The sequence below is a fragment of the uncultured Clostridium sp. genome (genome assembly GCF_900547735.1).
Classification (GTDB): Bacteria; Bacillota; Clostridia; order Lachnospirales; family Lachnospiraceae; genus Otoolea.
The window spans coordinates 41,795-57,531 of sequence record NZ_URHZ01000013.1; the positions used below are offsets into that span (position 1 = coordinate 41,795).

At 50.2% G+C, this 15,737-nt stretch carries 11 protein-coding genes; 8 read left to right on the top strand and 3 right to left on the bottom strand.

The genetic code is table 11. From position 1 onward, the window contains the following. Nucleotides 1-295: 295 nt before the first annotated feature. The 8 genes from QZT18_RS06115 (at nt 296) to QZT18_RS06150 (ending at nt 9,783) form a co-directional block, all read left to right on the top strand. Nucleotides 296-1,312 (top strand): sugar ABC transporter substrate-binding protein, encoded by a 1,017-nt coding sequence (locus QZT18_RS06115; RefSeq protein ID WP_294145615.1) that lies wholly within the window; start codon nt 296-298, stop codon nt 1,310-1,312. A gap of 208 nt (nt 1,313-1,520) precedes the next feature. Further along, nucleotides 1,521-2,489 (top strand): ABC transporter permease, encoded by a 969-nt coding sequence (locus QZT18_RS06120; protein WP_164516787.1) that lies wholly within the window; start codon nt 1,521-1,523, stop codon nt 2,487-2,489. Between the two features lie 23 nt (nt 2,490-2,512). Then, nucleotides 2,513-3,487, top strand: a complete 975-nt coding sequence (locus QZT18_RS06125) for an ABC transporter permease (protein ID WP_294145617.1) — start codon at nt 2,513-2,515, stop codon at nt 3,485-3,487. 12 nt (nt 3,488-3,499) lie between these two features. Further along, nucleotides 3,500-5,017 (top strand): sugar ABC transporter ATP-binding protein, encoded by a 1,518-nt coding sequence (locus QZT18_RS06130; protein ID WP_294145619.1) that lies wholly within the window; start codon nt 3,500-3,502, stop codon nt 5,015-5,017. A gap of 25 nt (nt 5,018-5,042) precedes the next feature. Further along, entirely contained in the window at nt 5,043-5,534 is a 492-nt protein-coding gene (locus QZT18_RS06135; RefSeq protein WP_294145621.1) for an ureidoglycolate lyase, read from the top strand. A 7-nt stretch (nt 5,535-5,541) separates the two neighbouring features. Then, on the top strand, nt 5,542-6,393 hold the full coding sequence (locus QZT18_RS06140) for a glycyl-radical enzyme activating protein (RefSeq protein WP_294145622.1): 852 nt from the start codon (nt 5,542-5,544) through the stop codon (nt 6,391-6,393). 37 nt (nt 6,394-6,430) lie between these two features. Continuing rightward, nucleotides 6,431-8,497 carry a pyruvate formate lyase family protein gene (locus tag QZT18_RS06145; RefSeq protein ID WP_294145623.1) on the top strand — a complete coding sequence of 689 codons (2,067 nt, stop codon included), beginning with the start codon at nt 6,431-6,433 and terminating at the stop codon, nt 8,495-8,497. A 314-nt stretch (nt 8,498-8,811) separates the two neighbouring features. Continuing rightward, a complete protein-coding gene (locus QZT18_RS06150) occupies nt 8,812-9,783 on the top strand; it encodes a helix-turn-helix transcriptional regulator (RefSeq protein WP_294145625.1) in 972 nt (323 codons plus the stop codon). 103 nt (nt 9,784-9,886) lie between these two features. On the opposite strand, the gene QZT18_RS06155 is transcribed toward QZT18_RS06150, so the two are convergent. From QZT18_RS06155 to QZT18_RS06165, 3 genes are read right to left on the bottom strand one after another with little or no spacing between them, the layout of a single operon-like run. Next, complete coding sequence (locus QZT18_RS06155) at nt 9,887-13,672, bottom strand: diguanylate cyclase domain-containing protein (RefSeq protein ID WP_294145627.1); 3,786 nt, start codon at nt 13,670-13,672, stop codon at nt 9,887-9,889. Between the two features lie 16 nt (nt 13,673-13,688). Next, nucleotides 13,689-14,306 (bottom strand): V-type ATP synthase subunit D, encoded by a 618-nt coding sequence (locus tag QZT18_RS06160; protein WP_294145629.1) that lies wholly within the window; start codon nt 14,304-14,306, stop codon nt 13,689-13,691. A gap of 33 nt (nt 14,307-14,339) precedes the next feature. After that, a complete protein-coding gene (locus QZT18_RS06165) occupies nt 14,340-15,728 on the bottom strand; it encodes a V-type ATP synthase subunit B (RefSeq protein WP_227031394.1) in 1,389 nt (462 codons plus the stop codon). Nucleotides 15,729-15,737: the final 9 nt, after the last annotated feature.

A 15,737-nucleotide genomic window follows, 5' to 3' on the forward strand; every position in this document is an offset into this window, starting at 1 on the left:
CCGCATATAAGCGGCGCAGATGATGGAAGGGCCGGACTTTGTTTAACTGCAAAGTCCGGCCCTTTTGACGAACACCAAAGAGAGTCTACCAATGAAAGTCCCAGCCGTCACGGCCATTCCAAACGCCAAATCAAAGAAATTCCCTAAATAAAACCTATAAAATTTGCTAAAAATCAAAAATATATCTTGACAAATCTGTACAATGCATATAATATAAAATTACATTAACGTTAATGTGAACGTTAATGTTGGGTGTGGCAGAACACCAAAAAACAAATGTATGGGAGGAAAACAAATGAAGAAATTAGTTGCGGCATTATTAGTATCAAGTATGGTACTGGCTACGACAGGGTGTTCATCTAAGACAGAGGCACCGGCACCGACAGAGGCGCCAAAGACAGAGGCTCCGGCAGAAGCCGGCGGCGAGACGGAAGCAGCAGAGAGTAAAGAAGCAGGAAAACAGTACGAGATTGCTTTCAGTTTAAAGACAGTTACCAACGATGCATTCCAGAGCGGAATTGCAGATGCGATTAAGTCGAATGTTGAGGCGGCAGGCCACAAGTTCACACTGGTTACGGCCGGTGACGAGACCGCAGTATCCGCACAGGTAACACAGATTGAGGATTTAATTGCTAAAAAAGTTGATGCCATCATCGTTAACCCAATGGATGCCAATGCAGTCGTTCCGGCTCTCCAGAAGGCAAAAGACGCAGGTATTCCGGTTGTCCTTGTAGACAGCACAATTGCTGAGGGCAACGAAGATTTATATGTTACATATGTAGGTACGGACAACTATGCAGCAGCCAAACTCGGCGCAGAGAAGCTGACGGAAAAACTTGGAAACAAGGGAAAAGTTATTATTGTCAGAGGCGCTAACGGAAACTCCGTAGGCGATGCCCGTGTAAACGGATTCAAAGACGGCCTTGGCGACGGAATCGAAATCGTAGGCGAGCAGCCAGGCGACTGGAGCAACGACGTGGCAAAACAGGTTACGGAGAACATGCTTCAGGCAAACCCGGAAGTAGACGGTTTATTCACAGCATCCGACGTTATGCTGGACGGTATCCTTCAGGCAATGGACGATGCAAAACGTGAAGGCATCCAGATCATGAGCTTCGACGGTTCCGACGATGGAAAAGCACTGATCGAAGAAGGCCTTGTACTTGGCACAATGGCACAGTTCCCGGATCATATGGGCAAGATTGCCGTAGATACCCTGGTTGGCGTATTAGACGGAACAACCGACGCGGCAAGCGTTGACAAATACATCGACTCCGGTACAGAGTGTGTTACCGCAGAAAACCTTAAATAATAAAGGAATGAAGTAAGTACAGGATAGAAGTAAGTACGGGATAGTGGAGGAGGTGCTGCAAAATTCTCAGGGAAGCAACAGGCTGAAGAATTTTACAGCACCTTTTCTTAAAAGCAGCGGTTGCAGAGTGAACCGTAACTTTGCAAGGACTCTGCATTAATCAGGGTAACAGTTCATGCTGTCTGAACTGTTACTAATCAGGAAAGGTATGGGAGTAGTGAAGGATAAAAATCTGAGAATTTCAAAGAAAACAATGCTTATCATTGGTGCAGTCTTACTTTTTTTAATTGTTGGGTCGCAGATTCCAAACTATCTTACAGTCAGAAACATTTTTAATGTAATAAGACAGAGTTCCATTGTCTCACTGGTGTCTTACGGTATGACCATGGTTATCATTGTTAAGGGAATCGACCTGTCGGTCGGCGGAATTATTGCATGCTGCGCTATGATAAGCGGATTAATGATGAAGGGCGGATGCCCGATATGGCTTTCGATTGCCGCTGGTTTACTGGCGGGCGCCCTGATGGGATGGTTTAACGGCGTTATGGTTGAAAAACTGGAAGTGCCGGCTTTTATTACAACTCTGGTGGTTGGACAGGTGGCAAGCGGAATTGCCCTTATGTTAAATGGAGGCGGCTCCCTGGGCGGCTTCCCGAAAGAATATGTCAATATCGGAAACGGAACACTCTTAGGAATGCCAATTTCTAATTATATTACATTTATCTTCTGTATCGTGTCGGCCCTGATTATGGGACGGACCCGCCTGGGAACTTACATCTATGCCCTCGGCGGCAATGATATGGTTGTGAAGCAGCAGGGAATCAGCACTGCGAAAATCAACTATTTTGTCTTTGCATTTTCCGGTTTCTGTGCAGCGGTGGCGGGGATCCTCCTGAGCGCGCAGATGAATACGGTCCACCCGACACAGGGAGGAACTTATCAGCTCGATGCCGTTGCGGCCTGTGTTATCGGCGGCGTCAACATGGCAGGCGGGGAAGGCAAGGTTTATCTGTCTCTCGTAGGCGCCCTTCTCATCGGTTTCCTGAGGAACGGCCTGAACCTTTACGGACTTCATCCGTTCTACCAGAACCTGGTGATTGGATTTATTATCATCGTGATTGTGGCCGTATCCATTTACAGCCGTAACCGGAAGATAGAGGCTGCCAAGGTATTCTAATATTTATTGCGAAGGGAAGAAAAATGGGTAAAGAACAAAAAACTATGGAAAATAATAAACAGGCGCTGAGGATGTTTGTGAAGAAGAATGGCAGCGTTGTTGTTTTTGCAATTCTCTGCATCGCGGCTGCCATATTTGTTCCCAGATTTGCTTCTGTGAACAACTTTCTTCTGATTATCAAGCAGTCGGCCATTCCGGTTATTGCCTGTATCGGTATGACGATGGTACTGATGACCGGCGGCATCGATCTGTCGCTCGGCTATACGATAGGACTCAGCTCCACGATCGTCGGCATGCTGGTAAAGACTCATGAAATGGCGTATCTGCCGGCGATTCTCATCACTTTGGGAGTCGGAGTGGTCATCGGCCTTATCAATGGTTTCTGTGTGCAGGCCATTAAAGTGCCGGCATTTATCACAACCCTAGGAACCGGATACATCATTTATGGAATAGCAGAAATTGTAAGCCACGGCGAATCGGTAAACCGTCTGCCAAAGGGATTTCTGGCAATCGGTAAAACAGAGGTGCTTGGAGTTAATACAACGGTAGTGATTACCGCAGTAATCTGTCTCGTATTTTTTTACATATTACATATGTCCACATTCGGCAGGAATCTGTCGGCATTCGGACTCAGTGAACCGGCCAGCCGTCTGAGCGGCGTGGCGACGGCGAAAATCAACGTGCTGGTTTATGTAAACTGTGCAGTGCTCGCCAGCCTCGTGGGAATCCTTCTTTCCATCGACGTTAACTGTGCCCAGCCGACCATGGGCGGCGGAAATTATACGTTCGAAGTCATTACGGGAGCGGTGCTTGGAGGCGCCAGCCTGTTCGGCGGAGTCGGCTCCGTTGTGGGCGCGCTCTTCGGCGTCATGACCATCAAGGTAATCGGTAACTGTATCAACCTGATGAATGCGGCTTACTATCTCTATGACGCAATCATGGGAATCATCATTTTAGCTGCGATTGTTTTTGAGAATGTCAAGAACAGAAAGCTGTAAGGAGTCGATCAGATGAGCAAAACCATTTTAAGAATGGATCATATAACAAAATATATTTTTGACGCCTACGGAAAACCGATTCGGGGGACGGATGTAAAGATTCTGGATGACGTGCATTTTGACATGTATGAGTCGGAGGTGCATATCCTGATTGGTGAAAACGGCGCCGGCAAATCCACCCTGATGAAAATTCTGGGAGGCATTATTCCCCAGGACGGAGGGGAAATGGAGCTGTTCGGGCAGAATGTAAACTTCTCCAACCCAAGGCAGGCCGAGGCAATGGGCGTCGGCTTTATCCATCAGGAACTCAACCTGTGCCCGAACCTGAGCGTTGCGGAGAACCTGTTCCTGGGAAGGGAAATCACGGGCAAGGGAAATATTTTCAGCAACAAGAAGGAGATGTATGCCCAGAGCCGGAAGATGCTGATGAAACTGGGATTTGACATTGATCCTCAAATTCTTGTGCGCAACCTTTCCACGGCGCAGCAGCAGATTGTGGAAATTGTAAAGGCCATTTCCTATGATTCGAAGATTATTATCATGGATGAGCCGACGGCCAGCCTGACGCAGGCTGAGATTGACCATCTGTTTGAAATTATCAGGGATATGAAGAAACAGGGAATCAGTATTATCTATATTTCCCACCGTTTCGAGGAGTTAAAAGAGATTGGGGACAGGCTGACGGTGCTCCGCGACGGCTGCTATGTCGGAACGATTGATATGGCGGAGTTCAGCCATGACAAGGTAATCGGCATGATGGTCGGAAGAACTTTAAACCAGATGTATACCTGCGCCCACGTGCCGCAGGACGAGGAAATCCTCAGAGTGGAGAACCTTAAAATCGCTCCGAACACCGAACCTCTGAGTCTCTATGTGAAAAAAGGCGAGGTTGTGGGAATCGGAGGACTGGTGGGAGCCGGAAGGACGGAAGTGGCCAAGAGTATTTTCGGCGCACGCAAATTCTACGGCGGTAAGATTGTCTATAAGGGCGAGGCGGTAACAAAACCGGCACCAAAAGAGATGATTAAAAAGGGACTGATGTACCTGACCGAGGACCGCAAGATTGAAGGTCTGGTTCTCCGGATGGATATTGAACAGAATATTACCCTGGCCTCCCTGTCGGAAATGTTTAAGAACGGGTTTATAAAGAGGGGACAGGAGCACGAAGTATCCGAGGAAAAAATAAAGGAACTGAATATCGTATGCACGTCCGGCCATCAGCTTGCCAACACGCTGAGCGGCGGGAACCAGCAGAAGGTGGCCCTGGCGAAATGGCTGGCCAGCCATCCGGCCCTGCTGATACTGGATGAACCGACAAGGGGTATCGATGTCAATGCGAAGTCGGAAATTTATCAGATTATCGACGATCTGGCGAAAAAGGGCGTTGCCATTCTTATGATATCCTCCGAACTGCCGGAACTGATTGGCATGAGCGACAGGATTTATGTGATGAGACGCGGAACCATCTCTGCGGAGCTGACCGTGCGGGAAGATTTCCAGCAGGAAACGATTTTATCATATACAATTTGACGGGCCATGCGAAAGGAGCTTAAAAATGAAAAAACTGATGGTTAAAAATATATTGGACAGCGATTTTTCCGTTTATGGAAGATGCGTGAATCTTCTGTCTCCGTCTTCTCCCTGTATCGGCGAGAAACCGATCCGGTTTTACAGGGATATGATGCCCCTTGGAGGCAATGAGACACTTTCACTGTCCGTGACGGCGGTGGAGCCGATGAAAATGATCGTGGATGTGCTGGAGTTCCACTCCGGTACAGGAGAATGTTTTCTGAGTTTGGATGGAGACACCTGTATCTGCGTTGGACCCGCGACCGCGGACCCGTACCCGCAGGCGGAGACGCTGGAGGCATTTTTTGTGCCTTCCGGGACCGCGGTTTACATCCATCCCGGCGTATGGCACTACGCACCGTATCCGGCCGGAAATCATCCGATCCACTCCCTGGTGATGCTGCCTCAGAGAACCTATGCCAATGACTGTTATAAGTGCGGACTTAAGGCGGATGAGGTAATGGAACTGGAGATTTAAAGACGGAATGGAAAAAACGGGCGTAATATTTGATATAAAGCAATTTGCGGTATTTGACGGACCGGGCATCAGAACCACCGTGTTTTTAAAGGGCTGTCCTCTGCGCTGCATGTGGTGCCACAACCCGGAGGGGCTGTCGTTTGAACCACAGCTTATGGTGTCGCCAAACGGCTGTACGGACTGCGGGAGCTGCCGCCTGGTCTGTAAGCACCCGGACGGCTGTATTCTCTGCGGAGACTGTGTCAGAGCCTGCCCGGCGCGGCTTAGAAAGATCTGCGGGGAGCGCATGACGGTGGAAGAGCTGACCGGAAAGCTGCTGCGTGACCGGGAATACCTGGAAATGCAGGGCGGAGGGGTTACCTTTTCCGGCGGGGAGCCGACGGGACAGCCGGAATTTCTTCTGAATTGTCTGAAAGAACTGCGCACAATGCACCGTGCGGTTGAAACAAGCGGATACTGCAGGAACGATATTTTTAAGAATATCATGGATGAGCTGGATTATATCATCATGGATATCAAGATTGCGGATAATGAGAAACATAAGATTTACACCGGAGTGAGCAACCGGATGATCCTTGAGAATCTTGAACAGGTTAAGAAAAGCGGGAAACCGTTCCGGATCCGGATTCCTGTCATTCCCGGGGTCAATGATACAGAGGAAAACTACCGTCTGACGGCGGAGCTTTTAAAAGGAGCCGAAAACCTGGAGATGGTGGAACTTCTACCCTATCACAAAACGGCAGGGGCCAAATATGGCATGGTGGGGCGCGCCTACGCCCCGGATTTTGATGTCGACAGGGAACCGGTCCTTGAGACATCGGCTTTTGAAAATGCGGGAATCTGCTGCCGTAAGATGTAGACCGGACAGCGGTTACCGATGAAGTTAGGAGGAAAAGATGACAGCATATATAGAAAAATTGCTGGAACGTTTTATCGTAGAAAAGGATCAGAAAAAATACCGCGACACTCCGGAAGACCCGAGGGCCCTTGCAGCCGGTTTTGAGGAGGAAGGGCTCCCGGATCTTGAACGGGCGGTGAGAAGACTGGCCTTTATGCTGAAAGAGGAGCGTCCGATCGTATATCCCGATGAAAAAATTGTCCTGCTCCGCACGAGAACCACAGTGCCGGAAATCTTTACGGAACGGGAATATGAAGAGATAAAAAAAGAGCATTATATCCACGAGCAGGGGAAGGTGTGCAATATTAACCCCTCATACAGCATGCTGATTGACGCCGGTTTTGACAAAAAGCGGGAGGAAATCAGGGAGGCCCTGGGAGAACCGGAGCTTTCACAGGATAAAAAAGAATATCTGGATGCGCTGATGACGGTTCTTAACCTGATTGAAGAATTTGCAGGGAGGTACAGGGAAGAGGCCGTGCGCGTCGGAAACACAGAAGCGGCAAAGGTATTTGAAAGAATCCCCTCCAAAGGGGCGGAAAATTTCAGGGAAGCGCTCCAGTTTCTCCGTCTGATCCATTACTGCCTGTGGTGCAGTTTTAACTATCACAATACCTTTGGCCGGTTTGACCAGTACATGTATCCCTATTTTAAAAAAGATATGGAGAGCGGGCTGATTGACAGCGAGCAGGCCCTGGAGCTGGTGGAGGAATTCTTTATCTCCTGCAATAAGGACAGTGATCTCTATACAGGGATGCAGCAGGGGGACAACGGACAGAGCATTGTTCTTGGAGGATTGAATCCGGACGGCACGGAGAGCTATAATGAACTTTCTGCTCTCTGCCTTCAGGCCAGCCTGGAACTGAAACTGATCGACCCTAAAATCAATCTCAGGGTAAATAAGAATACGCCTCTCGATATGTATGAAAAAGGCACCCGCCTGACCAAACAGGGACTGGGATTTCCGCAGTATGCCAATGACGATGTGATTGTGCCTGCCCTGAAACGCTGGGGATATGAGGAGGAGGACGCTTATAATTACGTGGTTGCCGCCTGCTGGGAATTTATTATACCGGGAACCGGAATGGATATTCCCAATATCAATGGCCTGTCCTTTGCCCATGCGGTGATTTCCAGCATGGAAAAACTGCCGGAATGCAGTACATTTGAGGAATTCATGGAGTTTGTAAGGGAGAAAATCATGGCTCAGGCGGACGAACTGATCGCCGGGGTTAAGGATGTTTATATGGAACCTGCGCCGCTTATGAGCCTGATGATGAAGGACTGCATCAGCACGGGCCGCGATGTGTCGAAGGGCAACAAGTACAACAATTACGGCTTCCACGGCACCGGCCTCTCCACCGCAGTGGACTCTCTGGCCGTCATCAGGAAATACGTGTTTGAAGAGCGGAAATTTACCGCGAAAGAGCTTAATGAGATGCTTGCCGTTGACTTTAAGGGATATGAGACGGTGCAGAATATGCTCCGCTATGAGGCTCCGAAGATGGGCAATGACGATGACCGGGTGGACGGTCTCGCCGTGACGCTTCTGGACTGGTTCGCCGATTCCCTGGAAGGGAAAAAGAATGACAGGGGCGGCATTTTCCGGGCAGGAACCGGTTCGGCCATGTACTATATCTGGCATGCAAAGGACGAAGTGACGACTCCCGACGGAAGAAGGAAAGGAGAATCCCTGGCCTGCAACTACTCGCCAAGCCTGTTTACCCGCCTGGACGGTCCGGTATCCATCATTAAATCCTTTGCCAAGCCGCACCTGGTACGGGTTGCCAACGGCGGACCGCTGACCATAGAGCTTCATGATACGCTGTTCCGTAACGATGACAGCATCCGCAAGGTTGCCATGTTTGTAAAGAGCTTCATGGACATGGGAGGCCACCAGATGCAGATTAATGCGGTCAACCGCGATAAGATGCTGGACGCTAAAAAACATCCCGAAAATTACAGGAACCTGATTGTCAGGGTCTGGGGATGGAGCGGATATTTTGTGGAGCTGGATGAGGTTTATCAGGATCACATTATAGAGCGTATGGAACTTTCGATGTAAAAAGCAGCAGGGATAAATTAAATGAAAGAGGCGCTTGTGCCCGTCCGGAGGAATTCATTAACTTGAAGCTCCGGGAGTGCACAAGCGTTTTTTTACGTGGAGGGGAAGAGAATGGTATAGAAAATGCCCAAGCACTTACGGCGTTTTAGAAAATGATGTATGGATTGGCAGCAGCACAGTCTATAATAGTTCCTGAAGTACTTTATGTACGTTATATCCGGGGAAGAAAAGAATCTCAGCAAGTAAAATCAAGCGGCAGCTTTCCCGTTCCATTATAATAAACGCAGAGCAGTTGAAACAGGGAGAACAGACGAATGTACGAGTGGCAGAAGCAGATACAGATAATCGTGGATGAAATTGACCGGTGTATTAAGAATTATAACGACGAAGCTTTAACGCTGCGTTTCCTTTCCAGAAAGCTGGGGTACTCCGAATTTTACACCACAAGAAAATTTAAAGAAATATCGGGGATGCAGTTTCGGGATTATTTGAGGCTCAGAAGACTGGCCTTTGCGTTAAAGGAGATCCGGGACAGTGAGAAAAGCATTTTGGATATTGCTTTTGACTATGGTTTTTCATCACATGAAGCTTTTACAAGAGCTTTTAAGGGAACATACGGCGTGACGCCGAGCGAATACCGTAAAAAGCCAAGGCCTGTTGTCCTCCGTACAAAAATCAACCTTTTCGACCGCTACTTTTTAGGATTTGGAGAGATTGGCATGATAAGACCGGACGAAGATATTAAAACGTATTTTGTTACTATCCCCGCACATAAATTTCTGTATATTAAGAATTATGAGAGCAACGGATATTGGGATTTCTGGGAAAAGCAGAGCCGCATTCCGGGGCAGGACTACGAGACGATCTGCGGACTGCTCGACAGCATTAAGGGCAAACTGGGTGATGACGGCGGGAGCGAGGCAAACAGCGGCAGCGGACAGATTATGGCGTATATGAATGATCCGGAGGGCAGGCTCTGCGACTGGGGATTTCCGCGTACGGAGTGCTTCGGCGCGCGTCTTCCCGCCGATTATAAGGGCGAAGTGCCGCCTCAGATGATTCTGACGGATGTACCCGAAGCCGAGTATGTCGTTTTTGAACACGGGCCGTTCGATTATGAGCAGGAAAACCGCAGTGTGGAAGAAAAAATTGAAAAGGCCATGGCGGAGTTTGATTTCGATGGCACCGGATACTCCTTTGATACGGACACTCCCGGCAGATTATTTTATTTCTATCATAATCCGGAACAGTTTTGGAAATATATCAGGCCGGTGCGCCACCGGTAAAAAAGTGGGCCAATTGAGGCGGCAGTATTAAGCCGCTCCAATTGGCCCATCTGATTCTTTCTTTTTATCCTGCCGGAATGTGAAAAACATACCGCAGAGTTTTCTATTCTGACTCTTTAACGTCGCTGTCTATATTTTTTCCTTCCATATACGGCGTGATGTCATGGCAGGAAAGGAGACAGGCATCCCCTGATTCCCAATGGATAAAGGAGGCGTCCGCCAGTGACCAGACATTGAGTAACGGGTTGAACACTTCCATCGTGCGGTTAATCGTCGTACGGATATCGCGGGCAGGACAGCGTTTACACGGCTCTTTATGATTAAAGAATGCCTCATAGCAGGGAGAGCCCAGCGCCGACTCGGGTGCAAGCGCGCGGGTCTTTGCGTTGATGTATTTGAGCGCATAGGTGTCCGGATCAATCACATAGATCCAGGAGTTCTGGTTATCGAGCAGCATCTGGAGGTTTTCAGCCATAGTCACCGCCCGGTCCTGGGCGCGCATTTTTAACAGGAAGGTGGATAAAAGCTCTGAAATAAAGGTCAGAGCGTCGATCTGAGCCTGCGTCCAGATCCGTTTTTCACTGCAGTCGTCAAAGCCCACAAAGCCCGAGAAACGGCCGTCATTGCGGATTGCGCACTGCAGCAGGGACTGTATCCCCTGGGCATTTAACATCTCACCAAGTCCGGGCGGCAGCACAGAGATATCGGGGCAGTAAAAAACTCCGTTTTCATTAAAGAGATCGCTGTACTTTCCGTCCAGATAAGAGTCATAGACAACATGCTGCAGATTGGCGATCTCGGGAGAGATCCCTTCATTGCACCATTCAAAGGTATTGGCGCAGCAGAAGCCGTCACCAAATTCCTCGAAAATATAGACACGGCTGACATTATATTTGCGGCCGACCATTTCAAGGATGGAATAGATCGCCACCTCCAGGTCTCCGGCGGCATAGAGCATTTTAAATGCCTGCTGGATAATGCCGTATGTGACCAGGTTTGGGGAGTCATCCGACTCGATCCGGGTGCTGGCCGTCATGCCCTGTCCCGAGTTACGAAGGAATGCGTTTGTAACAACCGACTTGTCAAACATGGAAAACCGGTCTTTACCCTGCAGTTTGGCATGGTAAAGCGCCTGGTCGCAGGCCTGGAACAGCGTCTGGTAATCTGTGCCGTCGTCCGGGAAACAGGAGATGCCGATGCTGCAGGAAAGGCGCGTATCCTGCAATTCCTCGGTGAGGCAGTTGTGAAAGGCCTCGATGACTCTCCGGGCGCGCGCCTGTATGGCCGGTACGTCGGAAAAGTTGTAGACGAACACGAGAAATTCATCCCCGCCAATCCGGGCCACAATATCTTTTGAGCGGAACAGACGCAGAAGCTGGGAAGAGATCTCCGTCAGCACGGCATCGCCGAACATGTGGCCGTAAGAGTCATTGATCTGCTTGAAGTTATCCAGATCAATGATCATCATGGCCGATCGCTCCTCCTGGCTGTGGTTATCCAGCAGGTACTGTATTTTACGCCATCCGGCGCTCTTGTTATACAGTCCGGTCAGCGCATCCCGCTCCGCTTTATCGGTCAGTTCCTGTGTCCGGCGTTTTTCGGCGTCGATATCGAGTATCACTCCGACCGCTTTAATGGGAGCGCCGGAGCGGTCGAACTGGGCGGTCGCGCGCACACGGCACCAGATATAGCGGCCTGCCGAATTGGCGATGCGCAGTTCAGTCTCGCCATAGGGACTGCCGGTTTCAATATTGTTAAGCAGAGCAAGGAACTTCGGAATATCATCCGGGAAAAAGTGGGAGGCCTGCGGAATCTGTGTGCGCACACTCTCGGCAGCCGGTTGATAACCAAACTTTTTCTCCCAGTTGGGCGAATAGTTAATAGAGTTTCCTGTAATGTCCCATTCAAAAATAATGTCATTGGTCTGATCAAGGATAATCTGATGACGTTCCATGGTCAGCCGGAGCGCTTCCTGGGCCTGCATTACCTGGGTCATGTCGGTCAGGACGCAGTTTAAGTACTCTGTTCCGTCTTCGTCGACGGATAGACGGCATTTATCCAAAACCCAGATAATGCGGCCGTCCTTTGCCGTGACACGGTATTCCAGTTCAATAGACTGTCCGGCCAGGAGCTGTTCCTTAAAACGCGTTGTTACCGATTCCCTGTCGTCGGGATGGATCATGGCAACGTAGCGGCTGTGAAACCGGTCGCGGATCTCTTCGCGCGTATACCCCAGCAGATTCAGGAAACCCTGATTGACGTCACGTATCGTGAACCAGCGGTCATTGACACACTGGCTGATGGCGACCATCAGGTTCTGGATGGCGTCAATCTCCTTGGAATTGTCTTTTTGGCACGGCGGTTTTTGCGCCTCGATGCCCGTCTCTTTCCAGACAATCAGAATTCTGTGGGAATGAGGGGACTGGATATTTACGCGGAGGATGACCGCTTCATACCAGAGGTAAGTCCCAGTGGCGCGGTGGAGCACCCGGTATTTTCTGGTGCGTTTGAGCAGGCCGTTGTCGACAAAATCGTGTATGTATTCCGCACTTGAACTCGATACAATGGCCCTGTCGTCCGGATGTACGGATTTTTCGATGAAGTTGTGAAGGGAGTCACGGTAATTGTCACCGTGGCGCAGTGTGTCGAAGTCTTCGCTGGCCATATATACCAGATGGTAGATTTCCGAGCTCAGATCAACTTCCATGACCGTGGCGCCGAGGCAGCGCAGCATGGCGGAATATTTCATCTGGCCGAACTGCTGGGTATCCTGTTCCTCCGTCTGCTGAAGCTGAGGCGGTGTTTCCAGTTTTTTTAAGTCCATTTTAGGGGAGTGGCCGTCGGCGTAGCTGTGTGTCAGGGCTACAAACTGTTCCCTTGAGCTTTTGAAGCATTCCAACAGTCTGGGTGAAAATGCGCCGCACTCTCCGTTCAGAATCATCGTATACGCTTTTTCAGGGGTAAATGCCTTTTTGTATACACGATCGGTCGTCAGGGCGTCGTAGGCGTCGGCAATGCCGGCCGCCTGGGCGCAGATCGGGATGCTGTCTCCCTTCAGCCCGTCGGGATACCCGCGGCCGTCCCAGCGCTCATGATGGTAGCGGCAGATTCTGTAGGCGTAGCGCAGGTATTCCCTGTCATCCATCCGATCGAGCCCCGCCAGAATTTCACATCCCTTTTCGGAGTGGGTTTTCATGATTGTGAATTCTTCTGCGGTGAGAGGACCCGGTTTGTTTAAAATGGCGTCGGGGATTGATATTTTTCCGATATCGTGAAGCGCCGATGCGCTGGCTATTACATTGATGATGCGTTCATTTAGCGAATACTCGGGATAGCTGCGCATGATATTTTCAAGCAGTATCTTGGTAAACATGCGGATGCGCAGAATATGCTGGCCGGATTCGACATTCCGGTGCTCTACGACGGAGGAGAGAGCATCCATCAGGACGTCCTGTGATTCGCGCAGTTTTATGGCCTGGCGCTCTACAAGATCTTCAAGGTGCTCTCTGTGAAGGTTCAGCTCTATGGCATTCTGTACCCGCCGCTTGACGACATGCGGTTCAAACGGCTTCATTACAATATCCGACGCGCCGAGATCAAAGGCGCGGACTTCGCTCTCCATAGAATCTTCTGCGGTGATGATTATGACAGGGATATTTTTTAAAAGGCCGGCTCTGCTCATGTCCGCCATAACCTCAAAACCGTCTTTGACCGGCATAATAATGTCCAGCAGTAAGGCGGTGATGGAATCACGGTACTGGTGCAGCAGAAGCAGGGCCTGTTCCCCGTTTTCAGCCTCCAGAATATTGTAGTCCTTTTCGAACAGGTTCCGGAGGATGGCGCGGTTTATCTCTACATCATCCACAATTAAAAGTGTGTTACGGTTCATATGGAGTTTCTCCTCTTTAGTTGCGCCGCCTCTTAATCACTTTCAGGCGGGTAAATTCTTCACGGTCTTTTTCTTCCAGAGAGTTCGTAATGTTACGGACGAGACTGCTGTAGGACGGGATGGTAATATTTTTCAATGCGTTGGCGCGTTTCTGGGTCTTCTTAATGCTGGCGGCCAGGCGGTAGGCGGAATTTTCCACCATGGACAGCCGGATGGTCAGCTCTTTTACCCGTTCGAATGCGGCACGCGCCTGATCCAGGGATTCTTTTGTGCTGTAGAACGCATAGGAAGGAGGTTCTCCCTCCGCCTTGTGAAAACGCACAAGGGGAATCTCCGTTCCCATAATGCTGCGGGCCTTTATCTCGATGGAGTCCTCAACCGGGATGGACTCCCCGGCCTCCTGGACATAGCTGATTCCCAGCTCGATATTGGCCTTCTGCAGACACTTATAGGCGGTCTGGAAGGTGACGTCGATTTCCGACTGGATGTCTTTGGCCTGGTCGATCAGGGCCATCAGCTCCCGGATCAGGATGTTCCTCTTTTTATCCATCAGCTCATAACCCTGGCTTGCCAGAGCCAGGGAATTTTTGGCCAGTATGAGGTTTCCCTTTGTGGGGAATGTATTTGGATTCATAATTAATACCTCCTGTGAGCTGCAGTGCGTTTATTACTGTCCGCTGTCGGCCGGTTTGTAGTACTGATCCAGCACCTTGGTGTCGATACGGTCGAGTTCCGTTCTCGGGAGCATGCCCAGAAGTTCCCAGCCGATGTCCAGTGTCTTTAGTATGGTCCTGTTTTCATGGGGATCCTGGCCGATAAACCGGGTCTCAAACTCTTTACCGAATTTCAGATACAATTTATCGATCGGCGACAATTCGTCCTCGCCGATAACCGAAGCCAGGGCTCTTGCATCGCCGACTTTGGCGTAGCAGGAGAACAGCTGGTTGGCAACGTCCTGGTGATCGGCCCTGGTAAATCCTTCGCCGATGCCGTCCTTCATCAGTCGGGAGAGGGACGGGAGGACGCTGACGGGAGGGTAGATGGACTGTCCCTGAAGCCCGCGGTCTAAAACAATCTGACCCTCGGTGATATAGCCGGTCAGATCGGGGATCGGATGGGTGATATCATCATTTGGCATGGTCAGAATCGGGATTTGCGTAACGGAGCCGCTGATTCCCGCCACAATGCCTGCGCGCTCGTAAATGGAGGCAAGCTCGCTGTACAGATATCCGGGATAACCTTTACGCGACGGGATCTCTCCCTTAGAGGAGGATACCTCTCGCATGGCCTCTGCAAACGACGTCATATCCGTCAGGATAACCAGGATATGCATATGCTTTTCAAATGCCAGATACTCCGCCGTGGTCAGGGCGATCTTTGGTGTGATCAGACGTTCCATGACGGGATCATTGGCAAGGTTGATAAAGGTGACGACGTGATCGGAAACGCCGCTCTCTTCAAAGGTCCGGCGGAAATAGTCGCCGACCTCGTATTTCACGCCCATGGCCGCAAACACGATGGCAAATTTCTCTTTGGAGTCATCTCCGAGGGAGGCCTGCTGTACGATCTGTGCGGCAAGCTGGTCGTGGGGAAGTCCGTTGCCGGAGAAAATCGGCAGCTTCTGTCCGCGGATCAGGGTGGTCAGGCCGTCGATGGCGGAGATTCCGGTCCTGATGTAGTTTCGCGGATATTCCCTGGAAACCGGGTTAAGCGGTTTTCCGTTGACATCCAGCCTGACGTTGCCGGGTACGGGACCGAGTCCGTCGATGGGCTGGCCGATTCCGTTGAAGGTGCGGCCCAGCATCTCCTCTGAGACGATAATCTCCATCGGATGGCCGGTCAGTCTGGTGTGGGTATTGCGAAGGGCCATATTTTCCGTGCCTTCGAATACCTGTATGATGGCTTTTTCGCCATAAAGTTCAATGATTTTTCCGAGTTTGCGTTCCTGCCCGCCGACGCTCATCTCCACGATCTCGTCGTAAGCGGCATTCTCAACGCCATCCAGTATTACCAGAGGTCCGTTAATGGAACTGAGCCCTAAATATTCAATTGCCATAATAAAGTC

Coding starts and splice junctions, on each gene's coding strand:
- QZT18_RS06115 (WP_294145615.1), top strand. CDS start 296: ATGAAGAAATTAGTTGCGGCATTATTAGTATCAAGTATGGTACTGGCT.
- QZT18_RS06120 (WP_164516787.1), top strand. CDS start 1,521: ATGGGAGTAGTGAAGGATAAAAATCTGAGAATTTCAAAGAAAACAATG.
- QZT18_RS06125 (WP_294145617.1), top strand. CDS start 2,513: ATGGGTAAAGAACAAAAAACTATGGAAAATAATAAACAGGCGCTGAGG.
- QZT18_RS06130 (WP_294145619.1), top strand. CDS start 3,500: ATGAGCAAAACCATTTTAAGAATGGATCATATAACAAAATATATTTTT.
- QZT18_RS06135 (WP_294145621.1), top strand. CDS start 5,043: ATGAAAAAACTGATGGTTAAAAATATATTGGACAGCGATTTTTCCGTT.
- QZT18_RS06140 (WP_294145622.1), top strand. CDS start 5,542: ATGGAAAAAACGGGCGTAATATTTGATATAAAGCAATTTGCGGTATTT.
- QZT18_RS06145 (WP_294145623.1), top strand. CDS start 6,431: ATGACAGCATATATAGAAAAATTGCTGGAACGTTTTATCGTAGAAAAG.
- QZT18_RS06150 (WP_294145625.1), top strand. CDS start 8,812: ATGTACGAGTGGCAGAAGCAGATACAGATAATCGTGGATGAAATTGAC.
- QZT18_RS06155 (WP_294145627.1), bottom strand. CDS start 13,672: ATGAACCGTAACACACTTTTAATTGTGGATGATGTAGAGATAAACCGC.
- QZT18_RS06160 (WP_294145629.1), bottom strand. CDS start 14,306: ATGAATCCAAATACATTCCCCACAAAGGGAAACCTCATACTGGCCAAA.
- QZT18_RS06165 (WP_227031394.1), bottom strand. CDS start 15,728: ATGGCAATTGAATATTTAGGGCTCAGTTCCATTAACGGACCTCTGGTA.